This window comes from Nonomuraea sp. NPDC003201 (assembly GCF_053590415.1).
In genome coordinates this window covers 115,589-140,791 of record NZ_JBSFTC010000002.1, presented here as the reverse complement: position 1 = coordinate 140,791, position 25,203 = coordinate 115,589, and the positions used below count along the sequence as shown (strand labels likewise).

Here is a 25,203-nt window from a genome sequence, read left to right as displayed (position 1 = left end):
GCAGTGATCCGGCCCGGTGATCCGGCACTGCCCGGGTCACCGGGCCCGCAGCAGCGGCAGCACCTCCGCCCCGAACCGCCGCACGTTCTCCACCGTCCGCCGATGCTCGCCCAGCCCTTCGACCAGCAGGATGAACCGCTCGATCCCGGTGTTCTCGGCGGTACGCAGGATCGTCGCGGCACAATGCTCGGCCGACCCGACCGGATGAATCCGGGCCAACAAATCCACATATGCCGGGATATTTCGCATAGGTCGGGGACGATCGTCCACCGGCACGTACCCCGCCAGCCCCGGCCCCAGCCACCGTGGCAGCGACTCCTTGATCTCCCGCACCGCCTCCGCCGTGGAGTCGGCCACGTAGGCCACCCCCGCCGCCACGTGATCGGTGGCGGTCCCGCCCCGGGCGACGTAGTCCTCGACCAGGGCGGCCTTCTCGGCGTCCCCGATGTGCATCCCCAGCAGCATCGGCAGCCCCCGCTCCGCCGCCACCCCCACGGTCGCCTCGGAGGTGCACGCGACCACCGGCCGCATGCTCGCGCCCGGCACCACCCGGACCTCCCTGAACCGGAAGAACTCCCCGTCACCGGCGACGGGACCGCCGGAGAGCCCGTCGAGCAGGAGGTCGAGCGACTCCCCGAACCCCCGCTCGAACCGCTCGGCCCCCGTCCCGAACACCTCCAGGTCCACCCACGGCCCGCCCCTGCCGACCCCCAGCGTGAACCGCCCGCCGGACAGGTGGTGCAGCATGGCCGCCTGCTCGGCCAGCGCCACGGGATGCTGCGTGGACAGCACGCTGACGGCCGTGCCGAGCCCGATCCGCGAGGTCCTGCCGAGGGCGACCGCCGCCAGGGTGGTCGCAGAGGGGCACACGCCGTAGGACATGAAGTGATGCTCGGCGACCCACGCGTCGTCGAACCCCGCCTGCTCGGCGGCCACGATCACTTCGACGGCATCGGCCAGCACCTGCCCGGCCTCCTGGCCGGGGAACTGCGCCGCGATGACGAAGACGCCGATTCGCACCCACCCGATGATGCCCGATGGCCCCCGTTCAGCCGAACAGGCTGGCCTGGCCCTCTCCCACGAGCGGGTCCCGGTGGTGCTTGAGGTGCCGCCATCGAGGGAGGTCGTCCAGGTAGGACCACGAGAGCCGGTGGTGGGGCGTGGGACCGAGCCGGGCCAGGGTCTCCTGGTGGAGGGGTGAGGGATAGCCGGCGTTGTCGGCGAAGCCGTACTCCTCGCAGCCGATCGTCCCCATGTACGCGTCGCGCCGGACCTTGGCCAGGACGGACGCCGCCGCGACCGAGATGCTGGCCGCGTCGCCCTTGATCTCCAGGCGTACCGGCCAGGGCGGGCCGATGTAGTCGTGCTTGCCGTCGAGGATCACCGCGTCCGGGCGCACCGGCAGCGCCTCCAGCGCCCGCCTGGCGGCCCGGCGCAGGGCCTCGGTCATGCCCAGCTCGTCGATCTCCGTGTGGGTGGCCTCGCCGAAGCCGATGCCGGCCGCCCACGCGGTCAGCTCCTCGGCGAGCGGGGTGCGCCTGGCCGCCGAAACCTGCTTGGAGTCCGTGAGGCCGGACGGCGGCTCGGACAGGTCGGTGACGACGGCGCAGACGTGACCGGCCCCGCCCACGCGCCACGGCCCACCTCGTCGATGCCCGCGACCGTGCGGGTGCTCGGCTGGGAGAGCAGGAGGTGCTCGATGTCGTACGTCGGCGCCATAACGGCAGACGCTATCGCCTCACGGGCCGTTCACTGGGCCGTTCACTGGGCCGTTCACTGGGCCGCCTCGTCATCTTCCAGCGGATCGCCGGGCGGGCGGCGGTCCGCCGGGCGTACCGGATCCAGGTCGGCGGCCAGATAGCGGGCGGCCACGTGGATCGCGCGGAGCGTCACCGACACCGACGGCCGGTTGACGCTCGAGTTGCGGGCGACCGCGTGCACATCGCGCCCCACCGGGTTTCCCGGGAACTGGCGCACCGCCAGCCCCCGCACCCCTGCCGCCAGCGCGAGCGCGGGCACGGCGGCGATGCCGATCCCCTTCGCCACCAGAGAAAGGATCGTTCCCAGCCCCTCGAACTCCCACGGCGTGGGCCGGGTCCCGCCCACGTCCACCAGGAGCCGGTCCACCGCCAGCCGGGACGGCTCCCCGTCGGGCGTCGCCATCCACGGCTCGTCGCGCAGCTCCCGCAGGTCCACCGGCACGTCGGGGTCGGCCAGACGGTGCTTGCGCGGCACCACCAGCACCAGGGGGTCGCGCAGCAGCGGGAACACCCGCAGGCTCTCGTTGTCGCGCACCCGCCCGTACCAGTCGTCCACGAGCGCGATGTCCACCTCCCCCGACTGCACCTCGCGCATGCCCCGGCCCGACCTGCTCTGCCCCAGCCGGAGCGTCAGCTCGGTGTGGCGGCGCAGCGAGCGGGCGAGCGCCGGGGCGAACGCGACCGCGGCCGTCGGGAAGGCGGTGACCACGACCCGCCCCGCGGGAGTCCCCGCATGGGCGGACAGGTCCGACTCCGCCTCCTCGACCATGGACAGGATGCGCTCCGCGTGCGCCACCAGCCGCCGCCCCGCGTCGGTCAGCTCGGCGCTGCGTGCGGTCCTGTCGATGAGGACCGTTCCGGTCTCACGTTCGAGCGCGACCAGTTGCTGCGACACAGCCGAAGGACTGTACCCCAGCGATGCTGCTGTCGCAGCGATACTTCCGCGACGAGCGAACTCGCAGATCAGGACCAAACGCCGCAATTCAAGCATCAGTCTTCCTTATGCCTACCCACGAAAAGCCTCGCTTGTGCTGATGCCTTCATCAAACCACCCTGGGAACGTGACAAACATGACCGTGACGTTGTCCGCCACTTTGGCGGCAAACGAGGACATCGACCGAAGACGGCACGCCGGGGAGCGAGTGCTTCACCTGGCCTTCGGCGAGGCGGGGCTGCCCGTCCACCCGGCACTGCGCGACAGGCTCGCCGGCGCGGCCGAGCGTAACGGCTACGGGCCGGTCGCGGGGGCGTCCGAGCTCCGGACGGCGGCGGCGGGCTACTGGGCACGACGCGGGCTCCCCACCGACCCCGGGCTCGTCGTCTGCGGACCTGGCAGCAAGTCCCTCCTGTACGGCCTCCTCCTGGCGATCGGCGGGGACATCGTCCTGCCCATGCCCAGCTGGGTCAGCTACGCCGCCCAGGCAGAGCTGGTCGGCTCCCGCCCCCTCCTGGTGCCCGCACCGCCAGGAGGGGGCGGAGTGCCCGACCCCGACCTCGTGGCCGGCGCGGTGCTCCAGGCCAGGGCCCAGGGCCGGACGGTCAACTCGCTGCTGGTGACGCTGCCCGACAACCCGACGGGCCGCCTGGCCGGTCCGGAGACCATCGCGCGGCTGGTGGAGATCGCCCGCGAGCTCGATCTGATGATCATCTCGGACGAGATCTACCGCGACGTCGTGCACGACCCGGCCCTGCCGTTCACCTCCCCCGCCGACCTCGCCCCCGAGCGCACGATCATCACCACCGGGCTGAGCAAGAGCCTGGCGCTGGGCGGCTGGCGGATCGGCGTGGCCCGGCTGCCCGCGGGCAGCCACGCGCTGCACAGGAGCCTGCTCGCGGTGGCCAGCGAGATCTGGTCGGCGCCCGCGGCCCCGGTGCAGGAGGCGGCGGCGTACGCCTTCGAGGAGCCCCAGGAGCTGCTGGCCCGCATCGAGCTCGCCCGGCGGTTGCACGGCACGGTCGCCAGGGCCGTGCACGAGAGGTTCACCGAGATCGGGGCCGACGTGCCCGCCCCGCAGGGCGGCTTCTACCTCTATCCCGATCTGAGCCACCTCCGGCTCGGCGGCTCCGCCGAGATCACCAAGATCCTGCTGGAGGAACACGGCATCGGCGTCCTGCCCGGACACGCCTTCGGCGACGACCCGGCGGCGGCGAGGGTGCGGGTCGCGGTGAGCCTCCTCTACGGCGAGACCGCCGAAGAGCGACTGACCGCTCTGAACAGCCCGAACCCCCTCCAACTCCCCTGGATCGCCGACAATCTGGACTATCTTTCGAGGGGTCTGAACGAGCTGGCCTCGGTGCGGCACGAAGCGGTGCGTGAACGGCGTCCCGCGTTCGTCCCGACGCCATGTCACAGTTAGGCGAATCTTTCCCCAAGAGCGGGTTTACCATCGCCCAAAAGGGGCCGCTGACCTGCAGGAACACCCTGTCTGCAGAAAGCTGCAAAAGATCTTCCTAACTGCATGGTTACGTGCGCCCCCGCTTCCCCTCATCATGTGCTCATGCCCGCTCTTGTCACCTTGTCCGGGCGCTCCGTGCGCCTGGAACCTCTCAGCCTCGCGGCGATCGACGACCTCGTCGCCGCGGCGAGTGAAGACCGTTGCACTTACGCCTTCACTCGCGTCCCGGAAAGCCGGGACGAGATGGTCTCCTATGTGGAGGCCGCCATGGCTGAGCAGGCGGAGGGCCGCTCCATGCCCTTCGCCATCCGGTGGCTGAACACCGACCGCGTGGTCGGTGCCACCCGTCTCATGCACCTGGAGTACTGGCAGGGCCCCATGCCCTGGCCTCCGGGTACACGGGGTGCGGTGGGCGAGATCCCGTCCGTGGCGGACATCGGTTACACCTGGCTGGCCGCCAGTGCCCAGGGCACGGGTGTCAACCGTGAGAGCAAGTTCCTGATGCTCTCGCTCGCCTTCGAGACATGGAACGTCCACCGCATCACCCTCAAAGCAGATGTACGCAACACCAAGTCCCGGGCCGCCATCGAGGCCCTCGGCGCACACTTCGACGGGGTGCGGCGAGCGGATAGCCGAGGCGCCGACAACACGGTCCGAGATACCGCGTTCTACTCGATCCTGAGCTCCGAATGGCCGCTCGTACGCGAGCGGCTCGCCCTGCGGCTCGGACTGGTCGAGGCGGCCTGAGAACCTGTCCACCACGGCCCCGCCCCAAGAAAGTTCGGGCGGGGCCGTATTTTTTCCTGCCTACGCGTGCTCTACATGACACGCCCCCGCGGTGTGAATCATGCCTAGCCGACCATCAGCATCCAGGGGCGCGCTCAACACCGGATCAAAGACGGATCAACGGCACATTTAACGATCAGTCCGGAGTCTAGGTGACAAAGGACGTTGGATCTATCATTTGGTAACAAAACGATCCATTGGCTGGGAGACATTCGGCATGGCTGGTCAGAGCGTCGAGGGCGGGCTGAGGTTCGCCGTGCTCGGTCCTGTCCGCGCCTGGCGTGACGGCCAGGAGCTCGATCTGGGCACTCCGCTGCAGCGTTCCATCCTGGGCATGCTGCTGCTGCGTGAAGGCCATGCGGTCACCCCCAACGAGATGATCGACGCGGTCTGGGGCGAGGACGCGCCCCCGCGGGCCCTGGGCGCCCTGCGCACCTACGTCTCCCGCCTGCGTACGGTGCTGGAGCCGGACCGGCCCGCCCGTTCCCGCCCGGAGCTGCTGACGTCCATCGGGAGGGGCTACGCGCTGCGGCTGCCCGACGGCTCGCTCGACCTGGTCCGCTTCGAACGCGGCGTCCAGGACTCCGAGAGCGCGCGCAAGGGCGGCCGGCTGCGCGAGGCCGCCGAGGGGCTGCGCGAGGCGCTGTCGCTCTTCGAGGGCGAGCCGCTGGCCGGGACCGTGGGCCCCTACTCCGAGCACCAGCGCGACCGGCTGGTCGAGCGCCGCATCAGCGTCGTCGAGACGCTCATGGACGTGGACCTGGAGCTGGGCGACCACGCGAAGGTCGTCTCCGAGCTGATCGCGCTGACCGCCGACCACCCGCTGCGCGAGAAGCTGCGCGCCCAGCTGATGCTGGCCTACTACCGGTGCGGGCGGCAGGGCGACGCCCTCAACGTGTTCACCGAGACGCGCGAGGCCCTCGTCGAGGAGCTCGGCATCGAGCCGGGCCCCGAGCTGGCCGCGCTGCACCAGCGCATCCTGGCCGCCGACCCCACGCTGGCCGCCGCCGAGGTGCCCGCCGAGGAGCCGGTGGAGGAGCCGGAGCAGCGCCAGGCCCCGCAGTTGCCGCGCCCCGCGCAGCTCCCCGCCGCCGTCAACGACTTCACCGGCCGCAAAGAGGTCGCCGTACGGCTCCGCACGCTGCTGTCGGCCCAGTCGTCGGCGCAGTCGTCGGCCGAGGGCATGCCCGTGATCGCGGTCTCCGGCATCGGCGGCGTGGGCAAGACCGCGCTGGCCGTTCACGTCGCGCACCTGGCCGAGGACCTGTTCCCCGACGGCCAGCTCTATGCCGACCTGCGCGGCTACACCGACGAGGCGACCGTGCCCGAGTCGGCGCTCGGCGGGTTCCTGCGAGCCCTCGGCATCCCCCCGGACATCGTCCCGGACGGGCTGCCGGAGCGCGCCGCGCTCTACCGGTCGATCCTCGCCGACCGCCGCATCCTCGTGCTGCTCGACAACGCCCGCGACGCCGAACAGGTCAGCCAGCTGCTGCCGGGCTCGCCCGGGTGCGCGGCCATCGTGACGAGCCGCGGCAAGCTGGCCGACCTGCCCTCCGCGCGGCTCATCGACCTCGACGTGATGGAACCGGGCGAGGCGCTGTCGCTGTTCGCGTCGGTGGCCGGGGCCGAGCGCGTGTCGGCCGAGCACGGCGCGGCCATGGACGTGGTGGCCGCCTGCGGGTTCCTGCCGCTGGCGGTGCGCATCGTGGCCGCCAGGCTGGCCGCGCGCCCCTCCTGGACGGTCGCCTCGCTCGTGCCCAGGCTGGCCGACGAGCAGCGCCGCCTCGACGAGCTGCGCGTGGGCAACCTGGCCGTCGAGGCCACGTTCGCGCTCGGGTACGGCCAGCTCGCGCCGGCCCAGGCGCGTGCCTTCCGCCTGCTCTCGCTGTCAAAGGGGCCCGACATCTCCACGGGGGCGGCGGCGGCCGTGCTGTCGGTGAGCCAGTTCGAGGCGGAGTCCGTACTGGAGTCCCTTGTGGACGCGAGCCTGCTCGAGGCGCCCGCGCCCGGCCGCTACCGCTTCCACGACCTGCTCAAGCTGTTCGCCAGGCGCCAGCTGGACAAGACCGAGCCGCCCGAGGCCAAGGCGCGGGCCCTGCACCGGCTGCTCGGCTTCTACCTGGCCTCGGCCCAGTCCGCGCACAGCCTGGCCTACGAGGGCAGCATGATCCCGGCCAACATCGTGACGATCAGCGAGGGGCTGTCGTTCACCAGCGTGGACGAGGCCGTGGCCTGGCTGATCGCCGAGGGCGACTCGCTGTTCGCGGCCATCAACCAGGCCGCCGCGTCGGCCGTCGCCGGCGAGCAGCTGCTGCCCGCCGGAGACCTGCTGGTGGCGATGGAGCCGCTGCTGGAGGCGGGCACGCACACGCGCGAGTTCGCCCAGGGCACGCGCGCCGTGCTGAGCGCCGCGCAACGGCTCGGCGACCAGGGCAGCGAGCTGCGCAGCCGGTACGTGCTCGGCCGGGTGCTGTTCGCCGACAACCAGCTGAAGGCGGCCGAGGGCCACTTCAGGGTCGTCCACGAGCTCTCCACGGCCCGCGGCGAGAAGATCGTCACCGGTGAGGTGCTGAACGCCCTGGCCGTCGTCGTCGGCAGGCAGCGCCGCCACATCGAGGCGCTGGAGCTGTTCGACGCGGCGATGCGGTTCTACCGGGCCAACGACGTGCCGGCCGGCGAGGCGCTGGTGCTCAGCTACTCGGCCCGCGACCACCTGGGGCTCGGCCGCCCCGCGGACGCGATCGCGGCGGCGGAGAAGGGCCTGGCCCTGTTCACCGAGATCGGCAGCGGCGCCGGGACCGCCCGCGCCCGCTACCACCTCGGCATCGTGCTGTCCCGGGTCGGCCGGCTCACCGAGGCCGTCCACCACCACGCCGAGTGCCTGGCCTTCTTCCGGGCCAGCAAGCAGCGCGTCTGGGAGCAGCGGGTCTGCTCCCGGCTGGCCGAGACGTTCATCGCCGCCGGACGCCACCCCGAGGCCGTGCGCCACGCGGAGCAGGCGCTGGTGGTCTCCCGCGAGATCGGCCACCCGTACGGCGAGGCGCTGTCGCTCACGGTGCTCGGCAAGGCGCTGCGCGGTCTGGGCAGCACGACCAGGAGCCTGGAATGCCTACGGCAGGCGTTCGAGATCTTCTCCCGGCTCGGCGCCCCCGAGGCCGGGGACCTCAAGGCCCTGATCGAGGCCATCCCCGCCGAAGGGGCCGTCGTCGAGTCCTGAGTACAGCTCATCGTCCAGACGTGTCATCCACACATGGTTGATCAAGGCTGTCCTTAGGCCGTCACGAATATGTCGTGATGCAGCCCGGCCGGTCATCTGTCGCCACCACGCGTCGCTAGGGGGCCCGGTTATCCGGATGCTCCGCGTAGTGGCTAGCCGCCTCACCTTAGACGACCGGCCGGACCTGACACGGCCCTCGAACCCCCCGGGGTCCGTGTCTTGGCCATGAGCCTCCACCCGAGCGCTCAACGTCCAATTGACGGGCGATTAAAGCAGGAAGTAACCCTCCGCGATCAGCGGCCTGACCGCGTCGGAGTCGAGGATCTCACCGTCGCCGACCAGCTCGGCGATCACGTTGAGCAGGGGGCCGAGGGCCAGCTCGCCGTCGCAGACCCCGGCCAGCGCGGCCTCCACCGTGCCGACCTCCCTGCTGCGGCGCAGGCCCTGCGTCTGGCGCAGCACGATGCGGATGGGGTCCTCCGCGCCCGGCAGGCCGGTGCGCTCGTCGAGCAGGCCGTCGGCGGTGCGCAGGAGCGCCGTGTCCAGCTCCTTGGCGCGGTGCGCGGTGGCGATGGCGTCGAGCACGGAGTCCACGTAGTCGCCGACCGGGAGCGAGACCAGGTGGTCCAGGTGCTCGACGCGGACGACCGGGTCGAGCGTGCCAGAGTTGCGCATGGTGATCCAGCCGAACCCGATGCCCTCGACCTTCCGCTCGTCGAACCAGGCCAGCCAGCGGTCGTAGTGCTCGGCGTACGCCTCCGTGCCCTGCTCGGCGGCGTCCCTGAGCCAGAGCTCGACGTACTCGGCCGGGTCCTGCACGTCGCGCTGGACCACCCAGGCGTCGCAGCCGGTCTCGCGCAGCCAGCCGCCCACGCGGTCGTGCCAGTCCTCGCCCTCGACGTGCAGCCAGTTGGCCAGGAAGTGGGCCTGGCCGCCGGGGTTGAGGCGGCCGGGCGTGCGGCGTACGAGGTCGCGGCAGAAGCCGTCGCCACCGGCCTCGCGGTAGGTCAGGCCGCCCCCGGGACCGATGACGAACGGGGGGTTGCTCACGATCAGGTCGAACAGCTCGTCCTCGACCGGCTCGAACATCGACCCCGTACGTGCCTCCACGCCGGAGACGCCGGACAGCTCCCAGCTCAGCCTGGCCAGCTCGACGGCCCGCGGGTTCACGTCGGTGGCCACGATGTGCTCGGCCCGCCCGGCCAGGTGCAGCACCTGCACGCCGCAGCCGGTGCCGAGGTCGAGCGCGCGCCCCACCGGACGGCGGGTGGCGAGCTGCGCCAGGTTGGCCGAGGCGCCGCCGGCGCCGACCACGTGGTCAGGACGCAGCGCCGGGTCGCCGGGGCGCACCTTGCGGTCGGAGACGAGGTAGCCGCCGGTCTCCCAGGGCTGCAGGTGCACGGTCGCGCTCACCTGGTCGCCGTCGGCCCTGACCAGCCCCGAGTCGAGGACCTCCGGGGCGAGGGACGCGGCGGGGACGGGAACGCCTAGCCACCACAGCCTGATCGACGCCGCCAGCGGATCGAGGTCGGCGGTGGCGCGCAGGGCCGGCACCAGCTCCTCCCTGGCCAGGGCCGAGGCCGCCATGCTGCCCAGCCGCTCGCGTACGCCGTCGATCGTGTAGTCGGTCTCCAGGAGGTGATGGCGCAGTCGTTCCACAAGCCCATCCTTTCACCACGGACACTCCCGCATGGCCCGATACCGACGGTGCTCACCCGGTTTGCCGACACTGACAGTGCTCATACTGTTACTTAGACACCCAAGCGTTCTGCAAGCGGCGGACAAGTAGTGAGCGGTATCTCTAGGGATGTCGCCACGTCGCCCCGAGGAGCGGACCCATGCTGATCCCTTGCTTGGCCTGCGAGTCCCGGTTCGGACCTGACGAATACTTCCGCGCCTGCTCCGACTACAACCGCGGCATGGACCTGGTGTCCTGGACGTGCCCGCGCTGCGGCAACCGCGACGATCTGCGGGTGCTGCCCGGCGAGCTGGGGTTCGGCTATCCGCATCGGGGCAGGTTCGACGTGCACGACCGGGTCCGCGTGCCCGGCCTGCGCAGGCACCGCGGCGACCTGCGGCTGGACATCTCGCTCGACCGGGCGAGCTGGCGCGTCCACACCCGCCTCCGCCAGCCCGCATAACGGCCCGGGCGGATCAGGCGAACGGCAGGGCGGGCACGCAGGCGTGGGCGGGCCGCTCGCCGCGCAGCAACCGGGCGATGTCCTCCACCAGCATCCCGGCCAGCTCCTCCCGGCTCTCCCCCGTGGCCTCGCCGAGGCGGGGCGTCAGCACCACGTTCGGCAGGCGCGTCAGGGGGTGGGCCGGATCGAGCCACTCGCCCTCGAAGTGGTCGAGCCCCGCGCCGCCCACCTGGCCCTGGCGCAGCGCGTCGACCAGCGCCGTCAGGTCGTGCAGCGCGCCGCGCGAGGTGTTGAGGTAGATGGAGCCCGGCCGCATCGCGCCGAACTCGGGGTAGCCGAAGAAGCCCCGCGTCTCCCCGGTCAGCGGCACGTGCAGCGACACCACGTCCGCCTCCGCCAGCAGGCCGGGCAGGGTGTGGGTGGCCTCGGGGACGAACGGATCGCAGGTGATCACCCGCAGGCCCAGGCCCTCGCAGCGCCAGCGCACGGCCCTGCCGACGCGGCCCAGGCCCACGATGCCGAGCGTCCTGCCGCTCAGCCGCCTGCCGCGGTGGCGCTGGGCAGGCGGCACCTTGCCGACGCGCCCCTGGCGCACCTCCCGGTCCGCGGCCACGATGTTCCGGCTGACGGCGAACATCAGCGCGAGCGTGAGCTCGGCCACCGACTCGGGGTCGCGGTCGGCGGCGTGCAGGACAGTCACCCCGTACTCGGCGGCCAGCGCCAGGTCCACGCTGGTGGTCGGGCCCATGACGGCCACCACGTCGAGGGGCAGGGCGAGCACCGACGTGCGAACCTGGTCGCCGTCGGTGATGAGCACGGTCGCGCCGGTCTCGATGACCAGGTCGGCGAGCTGCTCGTCGGTGAAGCCGAGGCTGGGACGCGCGGGAACCTCGGCCAGGTCGGCTACCTCGCCCAAGCGGGCGAGCGCGCTCTCCGGCATAGCGGGCAGTGCCAGCGCCCGAGGTCGAGTCACAAGTGGACAATAACACCACAGACGGTGCCCGGATCATCGCTCCCCGCGCTGGTCAGGCCCCTTGCGGGGGCCTGTCATTGCTGGCGGAGGCTCTGCCAGGCGGCGGCGCCCAGCCCCTTGATCTCCTCTTCCGTGGGCGTGTGGGCGCCCGCGAACCACAGGCGGCACATCTCCTGCGCGGGCCCCAGCCACAGCACGTAGCACATGGTCGGGTGGACGGGCTGGAGCAGGCCGTTCTTCATGTGCGGCCGCCACCAGTCGGAGACCTGGCGGAAGAACCCGCGCCGGGCCTCGGCCACCTCCGCGCCGCCCGGCTCGTGCTTGCGCGGCGGTCGCTCGCTGACCAGCAGCCTGGCCCTCTCCGGGTGCTCGCCGGCCCACCGCATGTGGAAGGCCACGACGGCCTCGATGCCGTCGCGGGCCTCCTCGTGGCTGACCAGCTCGGCGAGGAAAGCGGCCTGGTAGGCGGTCAGGATCTCCGCGTACAGCACGCCGAAGACATGCTCTTTGCTGGCGAAGTGGTGGTAGAAGCTGCCGACGCTGACGCCGCTCTCCTCGCGGAGGCTGGCCAGCGTGGTGGCCGAGACCCCGTCCTGACTGAAGCGGCGGAGGGCACCCTCGATGATGCGGGTACGGCCGTCGCGTCCGTTCTTGGCACTCTTCACGCTGTCAATGGTGTGCCAACAGAACCTTGTTCCGCAAATAGGCCGAGTGGATCGATCATAGCGGTCACCTCCACCGATCCGGAAGTCACCTTCATCTCGGCGTCCGGCCAGAGCCGGCGGACGAGTCTCAGGACGCGCCGGTTCTCCCCCAGCACGTCCATGCCCACGGTCCGCGCACCTCGTACGGAGGCCCTGAGCAGCAGCACGTCGATCAGCCTGGGCCCGATCCCCCGGCCCTGCCACTGGTCGGCCACGACCACGGCGACCTCCACGTCAGTGCAGCCGCCCCTGAAGCTCATGGCGTGGCCGACGATCTCACCGCTCTCCGCGATCGCGACGAGCGCGTCGCGGCGCTCGTCCAGCGCGAGCAGCGTGCGCACCAGCCCCGCGGCGGGGGTGCTGACGCCGGTGAAGAAGCGGAGCGTCTGCGTGTGGAGCGACAGCCCCGCCAGGAAGCGTCTGATCCGTTCCTCGTCGTCCGGGCGCGCGGGGCGGATCTGGGTTCCCTGCATAGACTCAGCCTGCCCGCGAGCGCTGAGTCTGTCAAATGAACTCAGATATAATGGGGCAATGAACGTTCCCTTCCGGGTGGACAACTGCTCGATCGAGCGCACCCTGGACATCGTCGGGGAGAAGTGGACCTTCCTGGTGCTGCGCGAGGCGTTCAACGGCGTGCGGAGGTTCGCCGACATGCAGGCGATCACCGGCGCCCCCCGCCAGGTGCTCAGCGCCCGGCTGGCCCGGCTGGTCGACGAGGGCCTGCTGCGCAAGGAGCCCTACCGCGAGCCCGGCCAGCGGCAGCGCGACGAATACCGGCTCACGGACAAGGGCCGCGACCTCTATCCCCTCCTGGTCGCGCTCATGCACTGGGGTGACAAATACCTGGCGGACGAGGACGGGCCGGCGGTCCTGCTGACCCACCGCGACTGCGGGGCCCCCATCGAGCAGCATTTCCGGTGCGCGGACGGCCACGACGTGAGCGGGCCGCGCGAGGTGACCCCGGTGCCGGGTTCGGGGGCCCAGCTCAGAAGCGCCTAGGCGCGTGAGGGGGCACCCCCTCCGGTGCCTACCCTTGAAGCGTGTACCGGTTCCTGCTGACGCCCCGATGGCTCGCGCTCCACGTGGTGGTGCTGCTGGTCATCCCCGCCTTCGTGTTCCTCGGGCGGTGGCAGTTCGGGCGCTTCGAGGAGCGCTCGGCCAACAGCGAGCGGGTCACGGCCAACATCGAGGCCGCGCCGGTGCCGCTGGAGCGGCTGGCGGTCCCGGGGCGGCAGGTCCGCGCGGACGACCGGTACAGGAAGGTCACGGTCTCGGGCACGTACGACCCGTCCCACGCCCTCCTCGTACGCCGGCGTCCCCAGGAGGGCCAGAACGGCTTCTACGTCCTGACGCCCCTCGTCACCGGCAACGGCACGGCGGTGATCGTCAACAGGGGCTGGGTCAAGGCGGGCGCCACCGCCGACGCCACGCCCGAGGTGCCCGCTCCGCCCACAGGACAGGTAAATGTCACCGGGCGGCTACGGCTCAGCGAGACCGAGGACTCCAGCGGCATCCGGGAGCGCTCCGGGCTGCAGGCCGGGCAGGTGCTGCTGATCAACGCCGACAAGATCGGCAAGGGGCTGCCGTACCGGCTGGTGGGCGGCTACGTGGAGCTGACCGAGCAGACGCCCCCGCCCGCCACGGCGCCGGCCCCGGTGCCCGAGCCTGACGTGGGCGCGGGCGGCGGCCTCAACCTGGCCTACGGGGTCCAGTGGTGGCTGTTCATCGGCATCGCCCTGGCCGGCTGGGTCCTGCTGATCCGCCGCGAGGTGGCCGAGCGGAAGGCCGGCGATTCGTCCAAGGAGTCTGTCACCGCCGCCAATTAAGGTGTTGAGCGTGATCCGCCACATTGAGTTCGCCAACATCTTCAACTTCCGCGACGTAGGTGGATATGCCGCCCATGACGGGCGCACCGTCCAATGGCAGCGGCTCTACCGGGCCGACGCGCTCGGCTGGCTGGCCGGAGACGATCTCAGGACCTTCCGCGAGCTGCGCGTGCGTACGGTCATCGACCTGCGGCATGCGTACGAGATCGAGAAGGGGGGCCGCGTCCCGGACGCCGAGGGGCAGAACTACCAGAACCTGCCCATCGAGGGGCGCCGCTGGGACGTCACGGTCTACGACGAGAAGAGCGGGGTCGGGCGATACCTCGCCGACCGCTACCTGGAGACGACCGAGGACGGCGTCGAGAACCTCAGGACGGCCCTGGAGACGATCGCGCGGGCCGACAACGCCCCTGTGGTGATCCACTGCGCGGCCGGCAAGGACCGCACCGGGGTGCTCGCCGCGCTCGTCCTGTCACTGGTGGGCGTGGGCGAGGACGACATCGTGGCGGACTACGCGCTCACCGGGCTGGCCACCGAGCGGTTCGTCGCCAGCTGGCGCAGCAGGCACCCCGACGCGTCCACGTGGCCGGGGTTCGGCCTGGCGCCCGCGGAGGCCATGCGCCTCTTCCTCGGCGACCTGACGGCGCGGCACGGCTCGATCGAGACGTATGTCACACAAGTCCTGAACATTTCCCCGGCCACCATTTCCGACTTACGCGGCCACCTGCTGACTGAACCGGGCTCCGAGGGGTAGTGGCAGGCCGGGTCCCACCTGCTGCGTCCAGGTGAGCGGCCCATCCCTGGCCTGGGATCGCCTGTCGGCCCCCCTCCCGGCGGTCCCGGGTCGAAGATCTCGGATACCCAACGGATACGTCGCAGCTTGTTCGACGTTATCCCGCCGTCGTACGGTTACCTGCGTGACTACGCCGCTGCTCCCCGACCCTGACCCGAGGCGGCGCGACTACGTGATCATCTCCGCCGACGATCACCTGATCGAGCCTCCCGACCTGTTCGAAGGGCGGCTGCCGGAGAAATATGCCGAGGTCGCGCCCAAGGTCGTGGATACGGAGGCGGGCCACCAGGTCTGGCGCTACGGCGGGGCGACATACCCGTGCGCCGGCATCGACGTGGGCGCCGGGCTCCCCCGCGAGCAGCGCACGCTCGACCCCATCAGGTTCGAGAACATGCGCCCCGGCTGCCACGACATCGAGGCCCGCGTCCAGGACATGGACGTGGCGGGCATCTGGGCCGCGCTGTGCTTCCCCGGCATGCTGGCCGGGCAGTCCGGCATGCCGTTCGCCAGGACCCGCGACCAGGAGCTCGGTCTGGCCCTGGTCAAGGCGTGGAACGACTGGCACATCGACGTCTGGGCCGGCACCTATCCCGAGCGCATCATCGGCCTGCAGCTCCCGTGGCTGCCCGATCCCGACGTGGCCGCCAAGGAGATCCGCGCCAACGCCGCCCGCGGCTTCAAGGCCGTGGTCTTCCCCGAGTTCCCGACCCGGCTGCGGCTGCCGTCGATCCACTCCGGCCACTGGGACCCGTTCTTCGCCGCCTGCGAGGAGACCGGCACGGTGGTCGCCCTGCACACGGGCGCCTCGTCATGGTCCCCGGTGCCCTCGCCCGACACGCCCATCGAGGCCATCACCACGCTGATGCCGACCAGCGCGATGTTCGCCTGCGCCGACTGGCTCTGGTCGGGCGTGCCGCTGCGCTTCCCCTCGCTGCGCCTCCTCATCGTCGAGGGCGGCGTGGGCTGGCTGCCCATGCTGGCCGAGCGCGCCGACTACGCCCTCGACCACCCGGTCGCGGGCGAGGCATCGTGGGAGGGCGGGCTCAAGCCCAGCGAGGTGCTGCGCCGCAACTTCTTCTTCGGCACGCTCGACGACCACGCGCTGTCCGGCGTGCGGCTCGCGGTCGGGCTCGACCACGTGCTGCAGGAGAGCGGCTACCCGCACTCCGACTCGACCTGGCCCGACACGCAGAAGTCCGTGGCGCGCAATCTCGGAACGCTCCCGCCCGCCGACATCGCCAGGGTCGCCTACGGCAACGCCGCCCGCCTCTTCGGCCACCCGCTGCCCTCACGCGCCTGGCTGCGGATGGAGGAGATCTAGCCCTCTTCCTCGACCAGCCTGGCCTGGATGACGTTGCGCTCGTGCTCGACGTAGCGGCCGCTCTCGCCGAGCAGCGTGGCGGCGAGCCACAGGAACACGCCGAAGTCGTCGACCACGCCGACCATCACCAGGAAGTCGGGCACCACGTCGACGGGTGACAGGATGTAGACCACGCCGAGTCCGAGCATGGCCAGCTTGCTCTTGCCCATGCCCGCGTACTGTCCGCGCATGACCGCGCCGACCATCCGCGGGATCGCCCGGACCCTGGTCATCAGGCCGGGCGACCCCGGCTTGGTCACGTCGCGGTAAGTCCGCCAGGCCGCCGCTGCCCGTGCTGCCTTCGCCATCATGAGGAACCCCCTACCCCCGGCTTCTCACGACATAACGCGTCGGGACCGCCACGAGTTCCTGGCCTGCTCCCGGTAGGGGTCAGCGCAGCGCCGCGTGCTCGAACGGCCTGGCCCGCTCGATCTGCGCGGCCACCCGGACGGGCAGGTCCTCCCTCCCGGCCGCCACCGCCACCGCGGAGCCGCCGGGTCGTAGGGGTTGCGCGTGAACCCGAACGCCACCGGCCTCGGCCAGCTCCCGCGGCGAGACCCGGCCGTCCTTGACCGCCTGCGCCTGTCCGACCGCGTCCAGCCTCAGCACGTCGTCCTTGACCGCCTGCGCTGTCCGACCGCGTCCAGCCTCAGCACGTCGTGCAGGGCCCCCTACTACCCTCGTGGGGCCAGGGCTCGCACGGCCTGCTCTATGGAGATCTCACCGCCCGGGACGGGGGCGAGGACGGGGGTGTCGAGGCCGTTGTCCACGTACTCCTGGATCCTGGCCCGGCAGGTGGCCGCGTCGCCGTGCACGATCAGGGCGTCGACCACCTCGTCGGGGATCGCCTTGAGCGCCGCCTGGCGGTCGCCGGCCTGCCATGCCTCGTGCATGGGCCGCAGCACCTCGCCCCGCCCCAGCCAGTCGTGGAAGGCGGCGTACACCGGGACGGTCAGGTAGGTGGCCAGCATCCACCTGGCCATCTCGCGCACGCGGTCGACGTCCTCGCTGACGCAGACGAACAGGCGGGCGATCAGCTCGGTGCCCTCCCCGATCTCGGCGCGCACCTTGCGCACGTCGTCGGGCGAGAGCCAGTTGGTGATCGCGCCGTCGGCCTCCGCCGCGGCCAGGTGGAGCATCCTGGGCCGCAGCGCGGCCAGCACGATCTTCGGCGGGAGCTCGGGGGCCCGCTCCAGCTTGAACCCCTTGATCTCGAACGTCTCGTACGTCTCCGAGACCTTCTCCCCGGCCAGCGCCTTCTTCAGGAAGCGCAGCGTGTCGCGCGTGCGCGCGTACGGCTTGTCGAACCGCCCGGCGTTCCACCGCTCGACGATCGCCGGCGACGAGGCGCCGATGCCCAGCACGAACCGCTCAGGCGCCAGGTCGGCCAGCGTGGCCGCGGACATGGCCAGCAGCCCCGGGCCGCGTGTCGAGACGGGCACGATGGCGCTGCCCAGCCTGATCCCCGGCGCCCACTGCGCGGCCATCGCCAGCGGCACGAACCCGTCGGCCCCGTTGACCTCGGCGGACCACGCGTCGGTGTAGCCCAGCTCGGGCAGCTCCGCGATCAGCTCCTGCGACTTCGACAGCGGGCGATCGTAGAAGGGGATGGTCATGCCCCAGTTGCGACTCATTCACGGCCTCCAAGCGCGTCCGCAGCGGCCGCTCCACCCTACCAACCGACCGGTATGGCGTCCTAGGCTCGCAACTCGTGGACCGCCGCGATGAAGTCCTTCGTGATCCCCCTCAACCCGGGCAGATGTGACAACCCGACCAGCCGGTCCACCAGCGGCACCGTCACCTCGATCAGCCGGTACGTACGCGCGCAGCCCGGCGAGGTGTCGTGCACCCAGAACAGCACCATGCCCATGGACAGCAGCCAGAGCAGCTCGGGCAGCTCCTCACGCAGCTCGGCGTTCATGCGGTCCCGCGACCCCTCGACGACCTGGCGGTAGATCTCGATGGAGGCCTCACGGGCCGGGGACGACTGCTTGCTGAACGGGCTCAGCGGGTTGGTGGGCTCGGCCGCGTGCTTGAAGAACTTCACGGCGAACTCGTGGTAAGGCTCGGAGACGCGTACCCACTCGCGTAGCACCCCGCTCAACCTGGCCGCGAACGACGTCTCGGTGGCCAGGAACTCCCTGCATGCCTCCTCGTGCTCGGCCTGGGCGCGGTCGTAGTACGCCTGGATCAACGCCTCCTTGCTCTCGAAGTAGTAGTAGGCGTTACCCACGGACACCCCAGCCTCGGCGGCGATGGCACGCATCGTGGTCGCGTCGAAACCGCGCTCCCTGAACAACCGCAATGCCGTCTCGACGATGACGTCTCGGGTGCTCTCCGATCCTCGGTTTCGGGCTTCGGACACGTTCGTCACTTTACGTCGTGATCGGGCGTCGGGCAGAAAACCCGCTCATCAGGCTGCTGTCCCTCTGTTGTGTCTGGTCAGGGCCATAGCAGCAGTCCAACCTAGCAGGTTTTGCAGTCCAAGGTCATGTAGCCGCACGGTGATCACCGCCACAAGGCAAAGTTGCACCTGCGGCATGAGTTATCTCCTGCGAAAGGTGGGATTGTCGTTTCAGGCGGAAGGGCTATTTCCGCGAAAAGGCATCGACATGTGGATACGTGGAACAGTGCGCCTCGCAGTAGTCGCACTCCTCGGCATTGAGATAACCATAATCGCGCTGGCCTCGGCCGCTTCAGCCGCCACCCACCCCGAAGGGTCGGCTGCGCCGGACAGCCAAAAATCGGCCGAGTCCGAGGGCTCGGAGCAGGAGTCCGGGTCGGACCCGGGCCGGACCTGGGCGTTCGATCGGCTCATGGCGGCCGGTGAGGACATCACCGCCACCCCGGGCTGGCCCTTCAGCGACTCGACCGACGAACAGGAGGGACCGCCCGACGACTGGACGCCGCCCCGCCTGCACGGGCCCGCGCAGCTGACGGTCATCGACCCGCCGGCGATGGCACCGCGATCTCCGGCCACCAGATCCGCCAAGAGCCGCGTACGTACCAGAGTGGCCCGAATGCCCCGGGTACGGCCGCGCGCGGCGCTCAGGCGCTCTGAAGTCGATCTGACGCGTGTCCTGCCGCGCTTCGGGGCCATGCACATGTCCCACGGCCTGGCCACCGGCTGGCTGAGGAGCGGGGGCGTGCGGATGAAGTCGACCGGCAACTGCTCCAGCAAGCACGTGCACCACTGCACGTCGCTCGACTCGGTGCGGACCGGGACCATCGCCCGGATGATCGAGCTGAAGCGCGAGAGCGGCTGCCCGATCATGGTGACGGGTGGCACGGAAGCGGGCCACGCGCCCGGGCAGTACAGCCACGGCAACGGCTACAAGCTCGACATCTCTCACAACACCTGCATCGACCGGCACATCACGCGTTACCACGCGAAGGCCGGCGTGCGCAGCGACGGGGCCCGGCTCTACCGTTCCGGCTCAGGCACCGTCTTCGCCGACGAGAGCGACCACTGGGACATCCTCTTCCGGTGACAGAGCCCGGGTGAGGGTACGCCGTGCGGGGAGCGCACGGCGTCACACCACCTGGACGGCACCGGACGGCGGACGCCGTGCGGAACGCACGGCGTCACACCATCCGGATGAGGTTACAGCTCGCCCGCGACCAGCTCGGCGATCTCCGCCGCGTTGAGCGCCGCGCCCTTGCGCAGGTTGTCACCGCACACGAACAGGTCGAGCGTGTTGGGGAAGTCGATCGCCTGACGGATGCGGCCCACGTAGGTCGGGTCGTTGCCCACCACGTCGAGAGGCGTCGGGTAGACCCCGTTGGCCGGGTCGTCCATGAGGACCACCGTCGGCGCCGCCTCCAGGACGCGGTGCGCGTCGGCGACCGTGATCTCACGCTCGAACCGCGCGTGCACGGCCAGCGAGTGAGTCGTGATCACCGGCACGCGCACGCAGGTCGAGGAGACCTTGAGGTCGGGGATGCCGAGGATCTTGCGGGACTCGTTGCGGAGCTTGAGCTCCTCGGAGGCCCAGCCGCCGTCCTTGTAGGAGCCGGCCCACGGCACCACGTTGAACGCGATCGGCGCGGGGAACGGCGAGTCGTCGGGCAGCTTGTTGGCCAGCACCTTGCGTACGTCACCGGCCGCCTGGCCGATCGTGCGGTCGCCCGCCAGCGCCTCGACCTCGTCGTAGAGCCGCGCCGAGCCCGCCACGCCGGCGCCCGACACCGCCTGGTAGGAGGCGACGACCAGCTCCGTGAGCGTGAACTCGGCGTGCAGCGCCCCCATGGCCGCCATCATCGACAGCGTCGTGCAGTTGGGGGTCGAGATGATGTTGCGCGGCCGGTTGCGCGCGTCGAGCGGGTTGACCTCGGGCACGACCAGCGGCACGTCCGGCTCCATCCGGAACGTCCCCGACTTGTCGATCACGATCGCGCCGCGCTCGGCCGCGATCGGCACCCAGACCGCCGACACCTCGTCCGGCACGTCGAAGATCGCGATGTCGATGCCGTCGAACACCTCGGGCGCGAGGGCCTGCACCACGACGTCCTCGCCGCGCACCTGGAGCACCTTGCCCGCCGAACGCGGCGAGGCGACGAGACGGATCTCGCCCCAGATGTCCTCACGCGACGACACGATGTCGCGCATCACGGTGCCCACGGCGCCGGTGGCTCCGATCAGGGCGAGAGTAGGCCTGCTCATCGTCCACTACCTCCGTACACCGTGGCTTCGACCTGGTCGGCGTCGAGCGAGAACGCGCGGTGGGCGGCCTGCACGGCCGTGTCGACACCGTCCTGCTCGACGACCACCGAGATGCGGATCTCCGAGGTGGAGATCATCTCGATGTTGACCCCCGCGTCGGCGAGGGCCGCGAAGAACGTCGCCGTGACGCCGGGGTGCGAGCGCATGCCCGCGCCGATCAGCGACACCTTCCCGATCTGGTCGTCGAAGAGCAGCGACTCGTAACCGATCTGACCCTGGATCTTCTTCAGCGACGACAGCGCCGTCTGGGCGTCGGCCGTCGGCAGTGTGAAGGAGATGTCCGTGCGGCCCGTGGCCGCGGCCGAGACGTTCTGCACGATCATGTCGATGTTGATCTCGGCGTCGGCCAGCGTTTTGAAGATCGAGGCAGCCTCTCCGACCTTGTCGGGGACCCCGACAACTGTGATCTTGGCCTCGCTCCGGTCGTGTGCGACGCCGGAGATGATCGGCTGCTCCATCTCGGTTCCTTCGGTGTAAGGGTCGGAGACGACCCAGGTGCCTTCCTTGGTGCTGAACGAGCTGCGTACGTGAATCGGCAGGTCGAACCGGCGAGCGTATTCGACGCAGCGCAGATGCAGGATCTTCGCGCCGCACGCGGCCATCTCCATCATCTCGTCGTACGAGATCCTGGGGATCTGCCGCGCCGCCGGCACGATGCGGGGGTCGGCGGTGAACACGCCGTCGACGTCGGTGTAGATCTCGCACACGTCGGCCTGCAGGGCCGCCGCCAGCGCCACCGCCGTGGTGTCGGACCCGCCGCGGCCCAGCGTGGTGATGTCCTTGGTGTCCTGCGAGACGCCCTGGAAGCCGGCCACGATCGCGATGTTGCCCAGGTCGATCGCCTCACGGATGCGGCTGGGCGTCACGTCGATGATGCGCGCCTTGCCGTGGATGGAGTCGGTGATCACACCTGCCTGCGAGCCGGTGAACGAACGGGCCTCGTGGCCGAGGTTGGCGATCGCCATCGCCAGCAGGGCCATCGAGATGCGCTCGCCCGAGGTCAGCAGCATGTCGAGCTCGCGGCCCGGGGGCAGCGGCGACACCTGCTCGGCCAGGTCGAGCAGCTCGTCCGTCGTGTCGCCCATCGCGGAGACGATCACGACCACGTCGTTGCCGGCTTTTTTCGTCGCGACGATCCGCTGCGCGACCCGCTTGATGCAGGACGCGTCGGCGACGGACGAACCACCGTACTTTTGCACAACGAGCGCCACGAGAGTCTCCCGGTTTGGACTGTGAGGTGCCAGTCTACTGGGGGCTTCTCATGAACCCGATGAGCCGTACCACTATCTGGACGATCAGACGGTGGTCTCCTCGGCGACGTCCAGACGCGAGTGCGCGGCCAGAGCCTGGAGGGCGCGCATCGCGGCGCCCGCGTGGTTGCCCCAGGTGTTGAAGTAGGAGTACTGCCACCACCAGAGCGCCTCGTGGGGCCGCCCCGCGTGGTAGTGGCGCAGGCCGTGGATGAGATCGGCGGCGACCGCGGTCAGGTCGTCCGAGAGCCGGTAGGGCGTGACGCCGGTGTCCTTGTACGGGTCGAACACCTCGGCGTAGTCGTCGACCGGCCGCAGCCGCTCGGCCAGCGCGGTGCGGACGCCGTCGATGTCGGGGTCCTCGCTCATGGCCGGCTCGTAGTTGCCCGCGAGGATCACGTCGCGGTTGGCCCCGAGCTTGGCGCCCGCCAGGCTGACCTGCGCGACCTCCACCAGCAGCAGCGACCAGATGGCGTCGCCGCCCTCGCCGCCGGCGACCCTGGTCAGGCCGTCGACGTAGTCCTGCGCGTGCCCGGAGATCTCTTCGGCCAGCGCGTTCCACTGGTCAGACATCCAGCAGCCTCCGTCCTTCGAAAGCGCGGCCCAAGGTCACCTCGTCGGCGTATTCGAGGTCACCGCCCACAGGCAGACCGCTGGCCAGTCGTGTCACTTTGATGCCCATCGGCTTGACCAGACGGGCGAGGTAGGTAGCCGTCGCCTCGCCCTCGAGGTTGGGATCGGTGGCGAGGATGAGCTCGGTGACCCGACCATCCGCCAGACGTGTCATGAGCTCGCGGATGCGCAGGTCGTCGGGGCCGACGCCGTCGATCGGGCTGATCGCGCCGCCGAGCACGTGGTACGTGCCACGGAACTCGCGCGTCTTCTCGATCGCGACGACGTCCTTCGACTCCTCCACCACACATATCACGTGGGTGTCGCGGCGCGGGTCACGACAGATCCGACACTCCTCTTCGGAGGCCACGTTTCCGCAGACGCGGCAGAAACGGACCTTCTCCTTGACCTCCAGCAGCGCGTGCGCGAGCCGCTTGACGTCGGCCGGATCGGCCGCCAGCAGGTGGAACGCGATCCGCTGCGCGCTCTTGGGACCGACGCCGGGCAGCAGGCCCAGCTCGTCGATCAGGTTCTGGACGACCCCCTCGTACATGCCTAGAACCCTGGCAACTGTCCGAGACCGCCGCCACCCAGACCCTGGGCCAGCGGGCCGAGCTTCTCCTGCTGCAGATCGGCCGCGGCGCGGACGGCGTCGCGGACGGCCGCGATCACCAGGTCGGCGATCGTGTCCGCGGTGTCCTGCGCGTCCCCGGCGTCGATCACGCTCGGGTCGATCCTGAGCTCCAGCAGCTCCCCTGAGCCGTTGACCACGGCCGTGACAAGGCCACCGCCCGATGAGCCCTCGATCTGCGCGTCGTTGAGCTCCTGCTGGGCGCTCACAAGCTGCTGCTGCATGAGCTGGGCCTGCTCCAGCAGCTGCTGCAGGTTGACATCCCCTGGGTTCACCGTCGTGCGCTCCTCGTGGCTCCGGTTCTTGACTGCCACGAGCCTACGGGGTTTGGGCGTCGTCCTGTACTGGTGCAGCCCTACCTGGGATGTTTTTTGGCCGGATCTCGGCCCCCCTCCAGCGTCCGAGACCCGGCCACCACGTCGGCGGAGCGGCCGCACCACGCCGACGCGTTGCCACAAGAAGTTAGCGACCCTGACGTTGCACACACGTTGCGTTCATTCAATCACCCTGTGCAATCCCCCCTTAGGGGTTGCGCCGACCGCCCGCAGGACGGATGCTCTTTGTTGACTACTTGGAGTGACCGATGAGTTACGCAGACCTCGACGCGTACTCGCGCCTGCTACGCGGAGCGCACGAAGCGGCGGCGGCCGGCCGCGTTCCCCCGGAGCTGCCCCGCCGCCTGATCACCGCCTCCTGGGAGCGGTCGCTGGAGGCCGGGATCGACCCGGAGGGCAAGAGCGCGCCCCTGGTCTACGACCTTTCCCACATCAAGGACGTCCGCCAGGCGCACCCGTTGCGGCCGTTGCTGCCCCTCATCGCCCAGACGCTGTCCAGCCTGGCCGACGAGGTCCTGATCGTCACCGACGGCGGCGGACGGGTGCTGTGGCGCGAGGGCAACCACGCGATCATGCGCCGGGCAGACCAGATCGGTCTGGCCGACGGGCACCAGTGGGCCGAGGGCACGGTCGGCACCAACGGCATCGGCACCGCGCTCGAAGCGGGCCGGCCCGTGCACGTCTACTCGGAGGAGCACCTCATGCGGGTGCTGCACATCTGGTCGTGCAGCGCCGCCCCGATCACCGACCCGGACTCGGGCCAGATCGTCGGCTGCGTCGATGTCAGCGGCACCTCGCGCAGCCTGCACCCCGCGACCGTCGCGCTGGTCGCGGCCACGGCCAAGCTCACCGAGACCCAGCTCGCGCTGCGCATGCACGAACGCGACGAGCGCCTGCGCCGCCGCTTCGAGTCCCTGCGCGGGCGGCCCGGGGTCCTGCTGTCGGCCACCGGCCGCGTGCTCTCCGGCGACCCGGCCGGCTCGCTGGGCGAGCGCATCCGCCTGTCCGGCCGGCGGGTGATACTCCAGGACGGTTCCGCCGCCGTGCTGGAGTCGTTCTCCGGCGGCTTCCTCCTGCGTCTCACGCCGTCCGCGGCGCCTCCCACGCTCGTCCTGTCCTTCCTCGGCGAGGGGCAGCCGGTGGCCACGTTCGGCGAGCTCGACCGGCCGCTCTCGCTCCGGCACGCCGAGATCCTGGCCCTGCTCGCGCTGCATCCGCACGGGCTGACGGCCGAGCAGCTCTCGTTCCACCTCTACGGCGACGACGGCAACCCGGTGACCATCAGGGCGGAGATCCACCGGCTGCGGGCCCAGCTCGGGGAGGCCATCGCGGCCAAGCCGTACCGGCTGACCTGCCCGCTGGAGGCCGACTTCCTGGAGGTACGCCGCCACCTGTCGGCCAACGACTCCCGCGCGCTGGCCCCCGCGTACCGGGGCCCGCTGCTGCTCCGATCGGAGTCGCCGGAGATCCGCCGCGAGCGGGACGAGCTGGAGGCGCAGGTACGCGTGTGCCTGCTGCGGCACGGGTCGCCGGACGAGCTGTGGACGTACGCGCAGACCTGCAGCGGCCGGGACGACTACGAGGTCCTGGAGCGCCTGGCCGCCCTTCCCTCCACCGACCCCCGCTCCGCGGCCGCCCGCTCCCGACTCTGCCCCTGACGCTCAGGCACGGTCTCCGGCGCGGTCTTCCAGCGCGG

General features: G+C 70.7%; 25 protein-coding genes and 1 pseudogene. 10 read left to right on the top strand and 16 right to left on the bottom strand.

From position 1 onward, the window contains the following. Nucleotides 1-36 precede the first annotated feature (36 nt). From ACWDX9_RS02300 to ACWDX9_RS02290, 3 genes and pseudogenes are all read right to left on the bottom strand, one after another. On the bottom strand, nt 37-1,020 hold the full coding sequence (locus ACWDX9_RS02300; RefSeq protein ID WP_449947993.1) for an LLM class flavin-dependent oxidoreductase: 984 nt from the start codon (nt 1,018-1,020) through the stop codon (nt 37-39). 28 nt (nt 1,021-1,048) lie between these two features. Then, nucleotides 1,049-1,719: pseudogene (locus ACWDX9_RS02295) on the bottom strand (ribonuclease HII). 54 nt (nt 1,720-1,773) lie between these two features. Beyond that, nucleotides 1,774-2,751: a LysR family transcriptional regulator gene (locus ACWDX9_RS02290; protein ID WP_350724049.1), complete on the bottom strand. Its 978-nt coding sequence runs from the start codon at nt 2,749-2,751 to the stop codon at nt 1,774-1,776. A 79-nt stretch (nt 2,752-2,830) separates the two neighbouring features. On the opposite strand from ACWDX9_RS02290, the gene ACWDX9_RS02285 reads away from it, so the two are divergent. From ACWDX9_RS02285 to ACWDX9_RS02275, 3 genes are all read left to right on the top strand, one after another. Then, on the top strand, nt 2,831-4,117 hold the full coding sequence (locus ACWDX9_RS02285; RefSeq protein WP_449947991.1) for a pyridoxal phosphate-dependent aminotransferase: 1,287 nt from the start codon (nt 2,831-2,833) through the stop codon (nt 4,115-4,117). A gap of 141 nt (nt 4,118-4,258) precedes the next feature. After that, nucleotides 4,259-4,903 (top strand): GNAT family N-acetyltransferase, encoded by a 645-nt coding sequence (locus ACWDX9_RS02280; protein WP_350724051.1) that lies wholly within the window; start codon nt 4,259-4,261, stop codon nt 4,901-4,903. A 256-nt stretch (nt 4,904-5,159) separates the two neighbouring features. Continuing rightward, complete coding sequence (locus ACWDX9_RS02275; RefSeq protein WP_449947988.1) at nt 5,160-8,159, top strand: AfsR/SARP family transcriptional regulator; 3,000 nt, start codon at nt 5,160-5,162, stop codon at nt 8,157-8,159. 267 nt (nt 8,160-8,426) lie between these two features. Here ACWDX9_RS02275 and ACWDX9_RS02270 read toward each other — a convergent pair whose 3' ends face one another. Further along, on the bottom strand, nt 8,427-9,818 hold the full coding sequence (locus tag ACWDX9_RS02270) for a DUF7059 domain-containing protein (protein WP_449947985.1): 1,392 nt from the start codon (nt 9,816-9,818) through the stop codon (nt 8,427-8,429). A gap of 179 nt (nt 9,819-9,997) precedes the next feature. Here ACWDX9_RS02270 and ACWDX9_RS02265 point away from each other — a divergent pair, with 179 nt between their 5' ends. Beyond that, nucleotides 9,998-10,300, top strand: a complete 303-nt coding sequence (locus tag ACWDX9_RS02265) for a hypothetical protein (protein WP_192788942.1) — start codon at nt 9,998-10,000, stop codon at nt 10,298-10,300. 13 nt (nt 10,301-10,313) lie between these two features. On the opposite strand, the gene ACWDX9_RS02260 is transcribed toward ACWDX9_RS02265, so the two are convergent. From ACWDX9_RS02260 to ACWDX9_RS02250, 3 genes are all read right to left on the bottom strand, one after another. After that, nucleotides 10,314-11,273 (bottom strand): NAD(P)-dependent oxidoreductase, encoded by a 960-nt coding sequence (locus tag ACWDX9_RS02260; RefSeq protein ID WP_449947981.1) that lies wholly within the window; start codon nt 11,271-11,273, stop codon nt 10,314-10,316. Nucleotides 11,274-11,347: 74 nt separating this feature from the next. Beyond that, nucleotides 11,348-11,938 carry a TetR/AcrR family transcriptional regulator gene (locus ACWDX9_RS02255; RefSeq protein WP_363978970.1) on the bottom strand — a complete coding sequence of 197 codons (591 nt, stop codon included), beginning with the start codon at nt 11,936-11,938 and terminating at the stop codon, nt 11,348-11,350. Beyond that, the gene (locus ACWDX9_RS02250) at nt 11,935-12,450 is read right to left on the bottom strand and encodes an N-acetyltransferase family protein (protein WP_449947977.1); all 516 of its coding nucleotides are present in this window, start codon (nt 12,448-12,450) and stop codon (nt 11,935-11,937) included. Before ACWDX9_RS02250 ends, ACWDX9_RS02255 begins: the two co-directional genes overlap by 4 nt. Before the next feature lie 58 nt (nt 12,451-12,508). On the opposite strand from ACWDX9_RS02250, the gene ACWDX9_RS02245 reads away from it, so the two are divergent. The 4 genes from ACWDX9_RS02245 to ACWDX9_RS02230 all read left to right on the top strand — a co-directional run bounded on the left by ACWDX9_RS02245 (nt 12,509) and on the right by ACWDX9_RS02230 (nt 15,917). Further along, nucleotides 12,509-12,976, top strand: coding sequence for a winged helix-turn-helix transcriptional regulator (locus ACWDX9_RS02245; RefSeq protein ID WP_364251793.1), 468 nt, complete (start codon nt 12,509-12,511; stop codon nt 12,974-12,976). Between the two features lie 41 nt (nt 12,977-13,017). After that, a complete protein-coding gene (locus ACWDX9_RS02240; RefSeq protein ID WP_449947974.1) occupies nt 13,018-13,803 on the top strand; it encodes an SURF1 family cytochrome oxidase biogenesis protein in 786 nt (261 codons plus the stop codon). A 10-nt stretch (nt 13,804-13,813) separates the two neighbouring features. Continuing rightward, a complete protein-coding gene (locus ACWDX9_RS02235; protein ID WP_449947973.1) occupies nt 13,814-14,557 on the top strand; it encodes a tyrosine-protein phosphatase in 744 nt (247 codons plus the stop codon). Nucleotides 14,558-14,720: 163 nt separating this feature from the next. Beyond that, the gene (locus ACWDX9_RS02230) at nt 14,721-15,917 is read left to right on the top strand and encodes an amidohydrolase family protein (RefSeq protein ID WP_449947970.1); all 1,197 of its coding nucleotides are present in this window, start codon (nt 14,721-14,723) and stop codon (nt 15,915-15,917) included. Here ACWDX9_RS02230 and ACWDX9_RS02225 read toward each other — a convergent pair. The 4 genes from ACWDX9_RS02225 to ACWDX9_RS02210 all read right to left on the bottom strand — a co-directional run bounded on the left by ACWDX9_RS02225 (nt 15,914) and on the right by ACWDX9_RS02210 (nt 18,321). Continuing rightward, nucleotides 15,914-16,267 carry a YkvA family protein gene (locus ACWDX9_RS02225; RefSeq protein ID WP_350724070.1) on the bottom strand — a complete coding sequence of 118 codons (354 nt, stop codon included), beginning with the start codon at nt 16,265-16,267 and terminating at the stop codon, nt 15,914-15,916. The genes ACWDX9_RS02230 and ACWDX9_RS02225 overlap by 4 nt on opposite strands. 79 nt (nt 16,268-16,346) lie before the next feature. Further along, nucleotides 16,347-16,565, bottom strand: coding sequence for a hypothetical protein (locus ACWDX9_RS02220; RefSeq protein ID WP_449947968.1), 219 nt, complete (start codon nt 16,563-16,565; stop codon nt 16,347-16,349). Between the two features lie 65 nt (nt 16,566-16,630). Further along, entirely contained in the window at nt 16,631-17,590 is a 960-nt protein-coding gene (locus ACWDX9_RS02215; protein ID WP_357746663.1) for an LLM class F420-dependent oxidoreductase, read from the bottom strand. Nucleotides 17,591-17,652: 62 nt separating this feature from the next. Beyond that, nucleotides 17,653-18,321 carry a TetR/AcrR family transcriptional regulator gene (locus ACWDX9_RS02210; RefSeq protein WP_350724074.1) on the bottom strand — a complete coding sequence of 223 codons (669 nt, stop codon included), beginning with the start codon at nt 18,319-18,321 and terminating at the stop codon, nt 17,653-17,655. A 451-nt stretch (nt 18,322-18,772) separates the two neighbouring features. Between ACWDX9_RS02210 and ACWDX9_RS02205 the strand changes: the two genes are divergently transcribed. Next, on the top strand, nt 18,773-19,447 hold the full coding sequence (locus ACWDX9_RS02205; protein ID WP_449947963.1) for a hypothetical protein: 675 nt from the start codon (nt 18,773-18,775) through the stop codon (nt 19,445-19,447). A gap of 113 nt (nt 19,448-19,560) precedes the next feature. Here the strand turns inward: ACWDX9_RS02205 and ACWDX9_RS02200 are convergent, their stop codons facing one another. The 5 genes from ACWDX9_RS02200 to ACWDX9_RS02180 form a co-directional block, all read right to left on the bottom strand. Beyond that, nucleotides 19,561-20,619, bottom strand: coding sequence for an aspartate-semialdehyde dehydrogenase (locus ACWDX9_RS02200; RefSeq protein ID WP_449947960.1), 1,059 nt, complete (start codon nt 20,617-20,619; stop codon nt 19,561-19,563). After that, the gene (locus tag ACWDX9_RS02195; RefSeq protein ID WP_364251814.1) at nt 20,616-21,890 is read right to left on the bottom strand and encodes an aspartate kinase; all 1,275 of its coding nucleotides are present in this window, start codon (nt 21,888-21,890) and stop codon (nt 20,616-20,618) included. Before ACWDX9_RS02195 ends, ACWDX9_RS02200 begins: the two co-directional genes overlap by 4 nt. Before the next feature lie 84 nt (nt 21,891-21,974). After that, entirely contained in the window at nt 21,975-22,502 is a 528-nt protein-coding gene (locus ACWDX9_RS02190) for a DUF5063 domain-containing protein (protein WP_350724082.1), read from the bottom strand. Beyond that, nucleotides 22,495-23,094 carry a recombination mediator RecR gene (gene recR, locus ACWDX9_RS02185; protein ID WP_103957155.1) on the bottom strand — a complete coding sequence of 200 codons (600 nt, stop codon included), beginning with the start codon at nt 23,092-23,094 and terminating at the stop codon, nt 22,495-22,497. The genes ACWDX9_RS02190 and recR overlap by 8 nt, the downstream gene beginning before the upstream one ends. A gap of 2 nt (nt 23,095-23,096) precedes the next feature. Then, a complete protein-coding gene (locus tag ACWDX9_RS02180) occupies nt 23,097-23,447 on the bottom strand; it encodes a YbaB/EbfC family nucleoid-associated protein (RefSeq protein ID WP_350724084.1) in 351 nt (116 codons plus the stop codon). 308 nt (nt 23,448-23,755) lie between these two features. Between ACWDX9_RS02180 and ACWDX9_RS02175 the strand changes: the two genes are divergently transcribed. Beyond that, nucleotides 23,756-25,165 carry a GAF domain-containing protein gene (locus ACWDX9_RS02175; protein ID WP_449947955.1) on the top strand — a complete coding sequence of 470 codons (1,410 nt, stop codon included), beginning with the start codon at nt 23,756-23,758 and terminating at the stop codon, nt 25,163-25,165. Nucleotides 25,166-25,203: the final 38 nt, after the last annotated feature.